Annotated in this window: 12 protein-coding genes; 3 read left to right on the plus strand and 9 right to left on the minus strand. The window is 63.3% G+C overall.

Annotated features, from left to right (window positions below; all coding sequences use genetic code 11):
• Window positions 1–49 precede the first annotated feature (49 nt).
• The 8 genes from GC425_RS07115 to clpS form a co-directional block, all read right to left on the minus strand.
• On the minus strand, window positions 50–685 hold the full coding sequence (locus tag GC425_RS07115) for a non-canonical purine NTP pyrophosphatase (protein WP_151844497.1): 636 nt from the start codon (window positions 683–685) through the stop codon (window positions 50–52).
• A 14-nt stretch (window positions 686–699) separates the two neighbouring features.
• On the minus strand, window positions 700–1473 hold the full coding sequence (gene rph, locus GC425_RS07120; RefSeq protein WP_151844498.1) for a ribonuclease PH: 774 nt from the start codon (window positions 1471–1473) through the stop codon (window positions 700–702).
• A 65-nt stretch (window positions 1474–1538) separates the two neighbouring features.
• The gene (locus GC425_RS07125; RefSeq protein ID WP_308240244.1) at window positions 1539–2165 is read right to left on the minus strand and encodes an MBL fold metallo-hydrolase; all 627 of its coding nucleotides are present in this window, start codon (window positions 2163–2165) and stop codon (window positions 1539–1541) included.
• Between the two features lie 198 nt (window positions 2166–2363).
• Window positions 2364–3203, minus strand: a complete 840-nt coding sequence (murI, locus tag GC425_RS07130) for a glutamate racemase (RefSeq protein WP_151844499.1) — start codon at window positions 3201–3203, stop codon at window positions 2364–2366.
• A complete protein-coding gene (locus GC425_RS07135) occupies window positions 3200–3859 on the minus strand; it encodes a rhomboid family intramembrane serine protease (protein WP_192930413.1) in 660 nt (219 codons plus the stop codon). The genes murI and GC425_RS07135 overlap by 4 nt, the downstream gene beginning before the upstream one ends.
• Window positions 3856–5010, minus strand: coding sequence for a P1 family peptidase (locus tag GC425_RS07140; RefSeq protein WP_151844500.1), 1155 nt, complete (start codon window positions 5008–5010; stop codon window positions 3856–3858). The genes GC425_RS07135 and GC425_RS07140 overlap by 4 nt, the downstream gene beginning before the upstream one ends.
• Window positions 5011–5031: 21 nt before the next feature.
• On the minus strand, window positions 5032–5601 hold the full coding sequence (locus tag GC425_RS07145) for a DUF2017 domain-containing protein (RefSeq protein ID WP_151844501.1): 570 nt from the start codon (window positions 5599–5601) through the stop codon (window positions 5032–5034).
• Between the two features lie 50 nt (window positions 5602–5651).
• A complete protein-coding gene (gene clpS, locus GC425_RS07150) occupies window positions 5652–5957 on the minus strand; it encodes an ATP-dependent Clp protease adapter ClpS (RefSeq protein WP_151843221.1) in 306 nt (101 codons plus the stop codon).
• A gap of 64 nt (window positions 5958–6021) precedes the next feature.
• Between clpS and GC425_RS07155 the strand changes: the two genes are divergently transcribed.
• The 3 genes from GC425_RS07155 (at window position 6022) to GC425_RS07165 (ending at window position 11158) form a co-directional block, all read left to right on the plus strand.
• Window positions 6022–7344 (plus strand): nicotinate phosphoribosyltransferase, encoded by a 1323-nt coding sequence (locus GC425_RS07155; protein WP_151844572.1) that lies wholly within the window; start codon window positions 6022–6024, stop codon window positions 7342–7344.
• 110 nt (window positions 7345–7454) lie between these two features.
• A complete protein-coding gene (locus GC425_RS07160) occupies window positions 7455–9398 on the plus strand; it encodes an ATP-dependent DNA helicase (protein WP_231699769.1) in 1944 nt (647 codons plus the stop codon).
• Between the two features lie 170 nt (window positions 9399–9568).
• Entirely contained in the window at window positions 9569–11158 is a 1590-nt protein-coding gene (locus GC425_RS07165; RefSeq protein ID WP_151844503.1) for an AMP-binding protein, read from the plus strand.
• Between the two features lie 13 nt (window positions 11159–11171).
• On the opposite strand, the gene serB is transcribed toward GC425_RS07165, so the two are convergent.
• Entirely contained in the window at window positions 11172–12455 is a 1284-nt protein-coding gene (serB, locus tag GC425_RS07170; RefSeq protein ID WP_231699762.1) for a phosphoserine phosphatase SerB, read from the minus strand.
• Window positions 12456–12542 lie beyond the last annotated feature (87 nt).

The raw sequence follows: 12542 nt of genomic DNA on the forward strand, positions 1-12542 counted from the left end.
GCGGGCGAACACGAAAACATTGACATACGATTGTGCGTTGTCCGCAATGTCAATGCTGCGCTAGCCGACGCAGAGGCTCCACCAGTTGCGCCAGTGCCTTTCCTCGATGGGATAGCTCGTCCTTGCGCTCTGGGCTCAACTCTGCAGCTGAGCAGCCGGGCTCCTCCGCGGGGCTGAACAGAGGATCGTAGCCGAATCCGCCAGCGCCCTGCTCTTCCATCAAGAGGGAGCCCTCCCACACACCTTCCACGGCATAGACCTCCTGCATGCCGGTCTGCTCGGCAAGGTCCGCCGGCAGCTGCAACACGCACGCAGAGACAAACTGTGCGCCGCGTTCCTCAGGATCCGTGATGTCCTTCAATTGAGCCAGCAGAAGCGCGTTATTCGCCGCGTCATCCCCGTGGGTTCCCGACCAACGCGCCGAGAGCACACCCGGCATACCATTGAGTCGGTCCACCCGGATCCCCGAATCATCCGCAATAGTGGGAAGGCCCGCGTAACGCACACCATCCTGCGTCTTAATCTGAGCATTAGCCACGAACGTAGCTCCCGTTTCCGGGGACTCCGGGTACTCATCAATATCCGCCAAGCTCACCAGCTCAATCCCCTGAACATCCGCCGCCTGCAGCACGCGCTGGAGTTCTTTAAGCTTCTTTGCATTCCGTGATGCCACTAAAACCTTCATGCCCGATCAGCCTCCTAGCGAGCTCGCGTAGAAGCGGTGGGCAGTGGCTGGGAGAGCACTTCATTCTGCAGATCAATGAGCTGACGCAACGCTCCCTCCGCCAGGTCCAGCATCTCCCCCAGCTCAGCACGGGAGAACTCAGCATGCTCGCCGGTGCCCTGGATCTCCACAAAATGTCCCTGCTCGGTCATCACGACGTTCATATCCACATCCGCGCGGGAATCCTCCTCGTACGGCAGGTCCACGCACGGCACACCGTCGATGATGCCCACGCTCACAGCGGCAACAGGCGCGCGCAGCGGCTGTCCGGGAACAACACCGCGTTGTTCTAAGACCGCTAGGGCGTCGGCCAGCGCAACATAAGCACCTGTAATGGCTGCAGTGCGCGTGCCTCCGTCGGCCTGCAGGACGTCGCAATCGATCTCCACGGTGTTTTCGCCCAATTGGCTTAAGTCCACGGCGGCGCGCAACGCCCGGCCCACCAATCGGGAGATCTCGTGCGTGCGGCCCTTGACTTTGCCCTTCATGGACTCGCGGGGCATACGCTCGTGGGTGGAGCTTGGCAGCATGGAGTACTCGGCGGTCAGCCAGCCTTCACCGGAATCCTTCTTGAAGCGCGGCACCCCCTCCTTCACGCTGGCGGTGCACATCACTCGCGTGTTACCGAACTCCACCAACACGCTTCCCGCAGGGTTGGTGGTGAAACTCCGGGTGATTTTGACTGGGCGGAGCTCATGGGTGGCACGGCCATCGGCGCGTGTGACGTCAGAATGAGAAGGTGTAGACATGCCCTCTAGTGTAGCCCCCTGCACAGACACAGCGCAGACGCGCAGCACGATACAACGCAGTAACGCTAGATCGTCACCCGCATGCCCGCTTCAGCCAGAGCGATTGGCCCATCGAACTCAGCGCGCGCCGCAGCCAGCGTGGCCTCCGCGTCCCCCCACGGCGGGATGTGTGTGAGCACCAGCTGGCCCACCCCCGCCAGGCGTGCGGCCCGTCCAGCCTCCTGGCCCGACAGGTGCATCCCCTCCGGCTTATCTTCGCTGGTGGCTCCCCAGGTTGCCTCGGCGAGCAGGACATCTGCGCCCTGGGCGATGTGAACCAAAGACTCCGTCCACGCGGTATCGCCCGTGTAGACCACGGACTTCCCCTCGTGTTCCACGCGCATCATGTACGCCTCCGTGGTGTGGATAGCCTCGGCGGAATAGACGGAGAAGTCCCCCACCTGTGTGACGGGATAGGTCGCGGGATCGAAGGGCCCTGTGCCCGTGCGGTGCACTTGCAGGCTGTAGGAATCCGTCAGGTCATCCGGCCGGTCAAGGTAGTCGCCACCCATGCGGCACAGGTGTCCTTCTGCCATCGTCGGCCCCAGCAGGGTGTGCTTGCACTCGGAATTATCCGTGGGATGCCACCGGCGCCACACCATCAATGAGGGGAAATCGGAGCAATGGTCGGCGTGCATATGTGAAAAAACCACGTGGCAATTTTCTGGGTCTACATCTGCTGTGCGTTGCATGGCCGCGAGCACACCTGAGCCGATATCCATCAAGAGATCGGCGTTGTGCTGCGGACTCTTCAGCAAGTATCCAGAAGCAGCGGACTCCGGTCCTGGCACGGACCCTGAGCAACCAAGCACGACGAGTTCCATAGCTAGCTATTCTTGCACTATCGCTGTCTAAAAGTTAAAAAATGACTCCGGAATGTGAGAGACCGAACTAATTCCCGGCCCCAGAAAACGCGTGGCGAGGTTCGCGAATCGTTGCGGGTCTCCGGTTGATTCAAAACTCAGATGCCGAACGTTGCCCTCGGTGGCTAGCATGTCCCGTTCGCTGAGCGTTCGGAACACCGTCTTTGCCGTTTCCTCCGCGGAGTTCACCAACGTTACGGTGTCCCCCATGACCAGCTGCACCACGCCGGCCAGCAGCGGGTAATGCGTGCAGCCCAGCACTACCGTGTCCACGCCGCGATCCTTCAGCGGCTGCAGGTAGTTTTCCGCCAATCCCATGATCTGCCGTCCGGCGGTGATCCCTCGTTCCACGAACGGGACGAACTGTGGGCAGGCCTGCTCCACCACGTCCACCGCGGAGAGTTTCTGAAACATGTCGCGATAGGCGTGGCTGCTCACCGTCCCCTGTGTGGCGATCACTCCTACCTTATTATTTTTCGACGCCGACACGGCCCTGCGTACCGCCGGCGTAATCACCTCAACCACGGGTATGTCCAGCTGTTCGCGCACGTCGTGGAAGCTGGCGGCGGTGGCGGTGTTGCAGGCGATGACGATCATTTTGCATCCGCGGTCGGCGAGTTCGTGGGCGATGTTGAGGGATAGATGTCGGACGAGCTCCTGCGGCTTATCGCCATAGGGTGAGTTTTCCGTGTCTCCGATGTAGGTGAGGTTTTCGTGCGGCAGGAGGTCTGCGATGGTGCGGGCGACGGTCAGTCCTCCCACTCCGGAGTCGAACACTCCGATCGGCCTGTTGTCGCCGTGCTGGCTATCGTGTGCGTCCACCATCATTGACCTCCCCACGGCCGGTTACCAGGGCTAGCCGAGCCGTACAGCGGCGCCTCCTGATACGGCGCCCGCTGCATCCGCTGCCTGCGCTTCATGACCTGCCGGTTGCGGCGCATGTCCTGCCCCACGCTGCGCGCGGCGATCACTCCACCGATGGCGCCGAACAGGTGCATCTGCCAGCTCACTCCCATCGTGGTGGGAAAGACTCCCCACAGCACACCTCCGTAGGCAAACACCACCACAACCCCCAGCAGCATCTGCAGGATGCTGCGCGAGTACCAGCCTTGGAAGATCAGGAACGTCACCCATCCGAAGATCAGGCCCGAGGCACCCACGTGCACGGTCAGCGGGCTTGCCACCACCCAGGTGCCCAACCCGGAGACCAGCACAATAATGGTGGAGGCTCGCCACAGCACCGCGCGGCCGCTCAAGGCCACCAGGAACACTAAGACCCAGGCAATGGAGGTGTTCGCGATGAGGTGTTCCCAACTGCCGTGGATAAACGGGGCGAGCGGAATCCCGATGAGCCCATACGGATCGCGCGGGTGAACACCGAAGTTCGTGAGATAGCCTCCCATGTACACGTTCACGATCTGGACAATCCAAAGGACTGTCAGGAACGCGATGGAGGACATCACTGCGGAGAAAGTTCTAGTCATGGGGTGGTTCTTGAGGTCCGATCTGTTGTGTCTGGTGCGGAATTCGATGCGAGGCCCGAGGGGTTGGCCAGCACGTCCCGGTAGCTGGGAACCCCAAAGGCGGAGTCTGCGGCCAGGACTGCGTGCACAATCGCCCGTTCTACCACGTTCGCGCTGGCGGCGGTCAGCATGCTGAGCGCCACCGGGTCCACGGCCACGTCCGTGTGCCCAGTCGCCAGGGTGAACAGGGTGTCGCCATCCATCGGCATGTGGGCTGGGCGGATCGCGCGGGCCAGCCCGTCGTGGCCGCCCATCGCCAGCCGCGTGCACTGTGCTTTCGTGAGCGTGGCGTTCGTCGCAATCACGCCGATTGTGGTGTTGAGCTGCGGCGTATCCAGCATCTGTGGCGTGATCTTCGTGCCCAGGATGTTCATACCGCGCAGTGCCTCTGCCGCATCGCGCGATACCTGCGGGGTATCCATCTCCCCCGAAAATACCGACGCCGAGCCCCACAATTGCCCGCTCCTCGGATCAATAACAGCACCCTGCGGGTTGGCCACCACACCCGCCGCGATGGTCACGCCGGCCAAGGGACTGCCCTCCGGGAAAGTCGCGCTGGCCTGGCCGAAACCTCCCTTGAGCGCTCCGGCGGAGGCCGCAAGGCCGGCCCCCACGTTCCCCGACTCAGTCGCGAGCTCGACAGCCTCCCCCGCGTACGCTGCCAGGGCACGCTGGGCCGCGAGGGCCCCAGTGCCGGCGTCGGGCCTGGAATCCCACCGGCCCAGCAGGAGGTCAAAGATCACAGCAGAGGGAACGATCGGCACAATCTTGTCCGGGGCATGGTCGCCCAGAACGGGGAATCCGATGCCGCGACTCTCCAGCTCGGCCATGACCCCGCCGGCCGCATCCAGCCCAAAGGCCGACCCGCCAGACAGGGCAATCGCATGGACGGCCTGCACCGTGTTGTGCGGTTCCAGCAGGTCGGTCTCCCGGGTGCCGGGTCCGCCACCCCGCACGTCCACACCAGCGACGGCACCGCCCGGCGCAACAATCACCGTGGTGCCGGAGTCCCCCTGCTCGTCCTCGCACACCGCGTGGCCCACGCCCAGCCCCGCCACGTCCATGAGGGAGTTGGTGTCACCGGGACGGCACCCGAACAGTTCAGTGGTCATACGCGTGTGCCTCTCCGCGGGCTATACACCCAGATCCCCCATCAGAGCGGTCAGCAGGCTGTCCTGGTGGAAGCCCAGCCAGTCCAGGTAATTCTGGGCGGCCTGCACCTGGTTGGAGTCCTCGCCCAGCTCCTCGCGGAACTCCTCCAGCTGCGCGGTGTGGTACAGGCGAATGTCCGTCAGGCCCGCTAGCCACGGCTGGACTTCCTCCTGTGTCAGGGAGATATTCACGGAGCCGTTGGGGCCCAGATAGTCAATGAGGTAGCGCAGATTGCTGAGCTTTCCCCGGATGATGTCCGTCTCGTTGAGCTGACGGGTGAGGCTGGCATCGCCATCGATCTGCTCTGCGCCATCCCGGAAGAAGTCCGGCAGCAGGCGGGCGAGCCCTGGGTCCGCCGGGGGTTCGGCATGGCCGGAGGGCATGCCCGTGAGCTCCGACAACTCATCCTTCGGGGCAGTGCGCACGCGCTCCATGAGCTTATCGGAGACGGACGCGGCGGAGTCCCCCAGCATCTCTCGCTCCAAAGGCTCCAACACGGTGAGGAAGCGAGTGCCCTTAATCAGGCTATTTTTCTTCGTCCATGGCTGCATGGGGAGAGTTCACCAGTCCTTTCGTGGTTAGCCGTGAGTGTGCCTTCGTATTAGCCCTGGGACTGTTCCATCGTGGCCCACAGCCCTGCGGTCTGCAGTTTCTTCACATCGGCTTCCACCTTGTCCCGCTCTCCAGAGCTCACCACAGCCTTGCCTTGGGTGTGGACCTCCATCATCAGTTCGGTGGCGCGCTTACGTGAGTATCCCAGCACGGTCTGGAAGACATAGGTCACGTAGCTCATGAGGTTTACGGGATCATCCCAGCAGATGCACATCCATGGGAGATTCGCTTCTGTGGCGGTCTCGGGAAGCTTCTCCGCCACAGGGGTTGCGGAAGGGGCAGCGGGTGAAGTCATGAAACCCAGAATACCGACAATGCGCTGCCGATGGGGTGATGCCCTGTAGATGCTATGGACTACCATGGGCGAGGTGACTACTAGATCAACAGCTCTACTGACCGATATGTATGAGCTCACCATGCTGGAAGCTGCCATCCTGGACGGAACGGTCGATAGGCAGTGCGCCTTCGAAGTGTTTACCCGCAGGCTTCCCAACGAGCGCCGCTACGGAGTGGTGGCCGGCACCGCCCGCGTCCTGGAAGCGATCAAGAACTTCCGCTTCACTGAGGAGCAGCTGGAGAAGCTGGATTTCCTCCGCCCAGAGACCCTGGATTATCTGCGCTCCTACCGCTTCACCGGGCAGGTGGATGGGTTCCGTGAGGGCGAGCTGTACTTCCCCCAATCCCCGATCCTCACCATCCGCTCCACCTTCGGTGAGGGCGTGATCCTGGAGACCGTGATCCTCTCGATCCTGAACTCTGATTCCGCGGTGGCATCCGCGGCATCCCGCATGGTGTCCGCCGCGGAAGGGCGGATGATCATCGAAATGGGCTCGCGGCGCACCCACGAATACTCCGCCGTCACGGCGGCACGCGCCACCTACGTGGCGGGGTTCGACGCAACCTCCAACCTCGAAGCCGGCTACCGCTATGGCATCCCCACCTCCGGCACTGCCGCCCACGCCTGGACGTTGCTCCATGTCAACGAGGACGGCACCCCCAATGAACGGGCCGCGTTCCAGGCGCAGGTAGATGCCCTCGGCACGGACACCACGCTTCTGGTGGATACCTTCGACATCACCCAGGGCGTGCAGACCGCGGTGGAGGTCGCGGGACCGAATTTGGGAGCGGTGCGCATTGACTCCGGTGACCTTGGGGTGTTGTCCGGACAGGTGCGCGCACAGCTGGATTCGTTGGGCGCGAAGAACACCAAAATTGTGGTCTCCAGTGACTTGGATGAATTCGCCATCGCCGCCCTGCGGTCGGAACCCGTGGACATCTTCGGCGTCGGAACATCCGTGGTCACAGGCTCGGGCGCACCCACGGCGGGCCTGGTCTACAAGCTAGTCGAAGTGGACGGCCACCACGTGATGAAGCGTTCTCGTGGGAAGAAGTCGGTCGGCGGCGCCAAGGCAGCCATCCGCGCCACCCGTTCCACCGGCACGGCCGTGGAGGAAATCACCTACCCCATCGGCAGCTCCGTCCCGGACACGGGAATGCTGAACGCCTACCCGCTGACGGTCCCGCTCATTCGCGATGGGGAGATCGTGGACGGCCAACCCACCCTGGAAGAAACTCGCGCCTACTGCAAGCAGCAGCGCGTGACCCTGCCGTGGGAGGGGCTTGCGCTCACCCGCGACGAGCCGGCCATTAGCGTGCGGCACGTGGAAACCGCGCGGGACTAGTAGAGCGAGAAGAGTTCGCCATGGCCACCACACCCCCGTCGGAATCCTCCTCAGAGTCCTCGTCAGAGTCCTCGTCGTCTGCCTCATCCACCCCGCCGGACATCCAGCCGATGCTCGCCACCGCAGTGCGCTCGGTGGGCGGCTCCCCGCGCCCAGGGCAGCAGAAGATGGCCGACGCCGTCGCCTCGGCCATGCACAACAAGAAGCACGTGGCCGTTCAGGCGGGCACCGGCACCGGCAAGTCGTTGGCCTACCTGGTTCCGGCGATCAACCATGCCATGCACTCGGACAATCCCGTCATCGTCTCCACAGCAACCATCGCCCTGCAGCGCCAGCTGGTGGAACGGGACCTCCCGCGCTTGGCCACGGCCCTGGAAGACGACCTTCCTCGCCCCCTCGAGTTCGCGATCCTCAAAGGGCGGAACAACTACCTGTGCCTCAACAAAATCCACGGCACTTCGGGCACCTCCGAGCCTCAAGAAGATGCCCTGGTCTCCGCGCACGAACTCACCTCCGTTGGGGCTCAGGTGGCTCGCCTTCACGAGTGGGCGCAGGAGACTGAGGACGGCGACCGGGACAACCTCGACCGCGGGGTGAGCGACGTAGCCTGGCGCCAGGTGAGCGTAGCCTCCCGCGAATGCGTGGGCGCCTCCCACTGTCCCTTCGGCGAGCAGTGCTTCGCCGAGCACGCGCGCTCAGCCGCCCAGCAGGCCGATGTGATCGTCACCAACCACGCCCTGCTGGCCATCGACGCCCTGTCCGATAACGCCATCCTCCCCGAGCACGATGTCATCGTGGTGGACGAGGCCCACGAGCTGGAGGGCCGCGTCACCAACGTGGCCACCAGCGAGCTATCCCCCGCCGGCATCAGCATTGTCGCCAAACGTGCGGGCAACCTGCTGCCCGCAGAGTCCGACGCCGGGGATCGTCTCCTCGCGGCCCTCGAGAATTGGACCCGGACCCTCGACGAACAGCTAAACTCCTACCCCAACAACAGCGACACTCCGCTGCACCGAAAATGGGATGGTCTACCCCAACACTTCGAGCTGGCCCTGACGGGTCTGAAGGAAGCTGCATGGACGCTCAACCGATCCATTTCCTCCCTGGAGCCGGACGAAGATAAGGCTGCGGAGCGCCAAGCCATGAAGGCCGCCACGGAGGACATTCACGACACGGTCGTGCGGATCCTCAGCATCACCGGATCGCAGGACGACGTGGTGTGGTTGGCGTCGGAAGAAAAGAAGAATGTCTGCGTGGCCCCGCTGAGCGTGTCCGACATTCTGGCGCAACGGCTGTTCTCCAACGCGACGGTGGTGCTCACCAGCGCCACGCTGGCGCTCGGCGGGAAGTTCGCGGCGATGCTCGCTACCTGGGGGCTGGCGAAGAGCACCACAACGCTGGACGTGGGCACCCCCTTCGATGCGAAAAAGCACGGCATCCTCTACGTCGCCAGCCACCTGCCCACCCCCGGGCGCGACGGTGCCGCGGACGCGGTGGTGGACGAGGTGGCGCAGCTCATCAACGCGGCGGGTGGGCGCACGCTGGGGCTGTTTAGCTCCCGGAAGGCCGCGGAGTACATGGCCGAGCAGCTGCGCAGCTTAAGCCCGCACAAGGTACTGCTTCAGGGCGAAGATTCGCTCTCCCGCCTGGTGACGCAGTTTCGGGAGGACCCCGAGACATGCCTGTTCGGCACCTTGGGTCTGTGGCAGGGCGTGGATGTTCCGGGACCTAGTCTGCAGCTCGTCATCATGGACCGCATTCCGTTCCCCCGGCCGAACGATCCCCTCATGCAGGCGCGTCAGCAGGCGGCCCAACGGGCGGGGCGCAACGGGTTCATGGAAGTGGCGGCCAACCACGCGTCCTTGCTGATGGCTCAGGGCGCGGGACGTCTGTTGCGGTCCGTGACGGACAAGGGTGTGGTGGCGGTTCTTGATCCGCGTTTGGCGAAGGCTCGCTATGGAAGCTACATTCGCGCCTCCATGCCGGATTTCTGGGAGACGAGCGACGGCCAGGTGGTGCGGGGTGCTCTGCGTCGGTTGAATGAGTCCGCGTAGCGACGCGGCGGGACAAGGTGGCTGGTCGGTGCGGCTGAGGGTACCCGAAACTATCTCCCGTGGCGAAAATATGTAAGTTAGGTCACAGCACCAAGTATTCTATGGTGTGCGTCATAAAAGACGCGAAACACGTTGTCAGTGTGCCACTTATCACCCACGAGGAGAACTCTGTGCCGATCTCTAGCAAGCGTCCACCCCTTCCCCTGGACAACACCGACCTCTACAGCCTTGTCTTCGGATCCCTCAGCGAGGAAGACGGGCAACGAACCGCCGTCATCGACCTTGCGACCAACACGGAAACCACCTACGCCGAACTGCGCGTGAAAGTCAACGCCATGGCAGGATGGCTCAGCCACAAAGGCATCGCCAAAGGCGACGTGGTGGCGCTCCACTGTCCCAACTCCGAGGCGTTCATCATTGTCGCGCACGCTGTCTGGCGCATCGGCGCTATCTTGAGCCCGCTGTCCCTGCTGTCCACGGTGAAGTCCGTCGAAACGCAGCTGAAGGACAGCAACTCCAAGATGCTGCTCACTATCTCCGCGCTGGGCGATGTCTCCCCTGAAGGCGCGCGCAATCACGGCTTGTCTGAGGACATGATCATCCAGCTGGACACTCCGGAGGGCCTTCCGGCGATCCTCACCGCCGGCCACCAGCCACCAGAGGTCACCTTCGACGTGGACACGGACGTGGCCGCACTTCCCTACTCCTCGGGAACCACAGGACTACCGAAGGGTGTGCAGCTCAGCCACCGCCAGCTGGTCAGTAATGCCCTGCAGGGGACTGATCTGCCCATCGTCACCGGTGACGACATCATCCTGGGCATCCTGCCGTTCTTCCACATCTACGGGCTGACCGCACTCATCAACTTCGCGCTATCCACCCGCGCCAAGCTGCTGACCATGCCCAAGTTCGATCTGCAGCCCTTCCTTGAGGCACACCAGAAGTACGGGGTCACGTTCACCTTCATCGCCCCACCCGTAGCCGTGGTGCTGGCGAAGCACCCCATGGTGGACAATTACGACCTGTCCAGCCTCCGCGGCCTGTTCTGCGGTGCGGCCAGCCTGGACGAGGAGCTGGCCCGCGCCGTGGAAAAGCGCCTGGGCACCCACGTCCAGCAGGGCTACGGCATGACCGAAACCTCCCCACTGACGCACGCGAACATTGACCCGAACCTGCCACGTGCCACGATCGGCCAGCCCGTCGCCAATACCGAACACAAGCTGGTGAATGTAGAGACCGGCGATGAGATCGCGCTCCCCGAGGGTGAGGGCAAGTCCGAGGTCGGTGAGCTGTGGGTGCGAGGACCGCAGATCATGCTGGGCTACTTGAACCGCCCCGAGGAAACCGCAGCCACCTTGCCGGGTGACGGCTGGCTGCGCACGGGTGACATGGCACAGCAGGATCAGCACGGCCACGTCTACATCGTGGACCGCTTGAAGGAACTCATCAAGTACAAGGGCTACCAGGTTCCCCCTGCGGAGCTGGAAGCTCTGCTGCTCTCCCACCCGGCGATCGCCGATTCCGCCGTGGTGGGAGTGACCCGCGAGGAAGATGGCGAGGAAATCCCCAAGGCCTATGTGGTGCTGCAGGATGGGCAGGACATCTCCGGCGAGGAAATCATGGCGTTTGTGGAGGAGCACGTAGCTCCGTACAAGAAGATTCGCCTGGTGGAGTTCATCGATCAGATTCCAAAGTCCAGCACCGGAAAGATCCTGCGCCGGGAGCTGCGCCAGGCTCACGAAGAGGCGCAGCAGGCCTAATTCTGATGCTGCGCTAAATCTCTAGCTGGGGGCGGCGGTACGTGCCGTCCCGGAGATCAGCATCTTCAATCTCGTAGCGCGGAATGCCGAGGATGAACAACACCTGATCCAAGAACGGGTGGTTCACCGCGGCATCAGCTACCTCACGCAAGGCCGGCTTGGCGTTGAATGCAATGCCCAGTCCGGCGGTGGAGAGCATGTCGATGTCATTCGCGCCATCGCCCACCGCGACAGTCTGGTTGAGCTTAATGCCGTTGGACCACGCGAACTCCTTCAAGGACTCCGCCTTGGCCTTGCGGTCGATCACCGGACCAATCACTCGGCCGGTCAGCACGCCATCCTTGATCTCCAGGGTGTTTGCGCGGGCGAAGTCCAGGCCCAGATCGCGGGCGAGCGGCTCAATCACCTGAATGAAGCCGCCGGAGACCACACCGGTCTTGTAGCCCAGACGCTTGAGGGTACGGATGGTGGTACGAGCTCCAGGGGTGAGCTCAATCGAACGCGCAACCCGATCCACCACGCTGGCGTCCAGACCGGCCAAGGTCTTCACGCGCTCATGCAGCGACTCGGCGAAGTCCAACTCGCCGCGCATCGCGCGCTCCGTCACCTCAGCTACCTCGGCCTCCTTGCCGGCAAAGGCAGCGAGCATCTCAATCACTTCCTGCTGGATCAGGGTGGAGTCCACGTCGAAGCAGATGAGTCGCTTGGAGCGGCGAGCCAGTCCCGCACGCTCGATCGCGATGTCCACGCCAATCTCTCGCGTCAGGGCAGCCAGGGCCTTGCGCAGTTCCACACCGCCACCCGGGGTGGGGTCTGCGACCGTGACGTTGAGCTCCAGGCCCGTGACGGGATAATCAGCGATGCCGTGGATCGCGTCGATATTGGCGCCATGGTTGGCCAGCGTCTCGCCGATCTTGAAGATGTGGGCGGCGGTCACCGGACGGCCGATGACAACCATGACGTGAGAGGACTGCGGACGGGTGCTGCTCAAGTGCTCATCGGAGTCCACGTTCACGGACATGCCATAAGGCTCCAGGGTGTCCACCAGGCTCTGCTCCAGGGCGGGGAGCTCGTCGGGGGCTACGCCCACCAGCGCGGCGAGCGAGAGGCTTCCGCGGAATACGGACTGCTCAATGTCCAGCAGCTGAACGGCGTATTCAGTCAGGACGGTGAAGAAGGCGGCGGTCACACCGGGCTTGTCCTTCTTGCCGGTGATAGTGATGATCGCTGGGGCCTTGCCGTCGCTGAGGGTGTCCTGCAGGGCGTCGTGAAATTCGGTCTCATTGTTGGTGCTCACGGGCTCTATTCTTTCACAGTGCCGCTCCAGCGCTCGTTATCGGGTGAGCAACGCACAAAGGCCGCCTCCCGCGTAGTTGGGAGACGG

This window comes from Corynebacterium sp. zg254 (assembly GCF_024701495.1).
In the GTDB taxonomy this organism is placed as follows: domain Bacteria; phylum Actinomycetota; class Actinomycetes; order Mycobacteriales; family Mycobacteriaceae; genus Corynebacterium; species Corynebacterium zhongnanshanii.

Bases quoted from the DNA above. Each gene is read 5' to 3' on its own strand.
- murI (WP_151844499.1), bottom strand. From the start codon at position 3,203: ATGATGGTGGACGCACACGATAGCCAGCACGGCGACAACAGGCCGATC.
- GC425_RS07155 (WP_151844572.1), top strand. From the start codon at position 6,022: ATGGGCGAGGTGACTACTAGATCAACAGCTCTACTGACCGATATGTAT.
- GC425_RS07145 (WP_151844501.1), bottom strand. From the start codon at position 5,601: ATGCAGCCATGGACGAAGAAAAATAGCCTGATTAAGGGCACTCGCTTC.
- GC425_RS07140 (WP_151844500.1), bottom strand. From the start codon at position 5,010: ATGACCACTGAACTGTTCGGGTGCCGTCCCGGTGACACCAACTCCCTC.
- GC425_RS07135 (WP_192930413.1), bottom strand. From the start codon at position 3,859: ATGACTAGAACTTTCTCCGCAGTGATGTCCTCCATCGCGTTCCTGACA.
- GC425_RS07115 (WP_151844497.1), bottom strand. From the start codon at position 685: ATGAAGGTTTTAGTGGCATCACGGAATGCAAAGAAGCTTAAAGAACTC.
- GC425_RS07160 (WP_231699769.1), top strand. From the start codon at position 7,455: ATGCTCGCCACCGCAGTGCGCTCGGTGGGCGGCTCCCCGCGCCCAGGG.
- clpS (WP_151843221.1), bottom strand. From the start codon at position 5,957: ATGACTTCACCCGCTGCCCCTTCCGCAACCCCTGTGGCGGAGAAGCTT.
- rph (WP_151844498.1), bottom strand. From the start codon at position 1,473: ATGTCTACACCTTCTCATTCTGACGTCACACGCGCCGATGGCCGTGCC.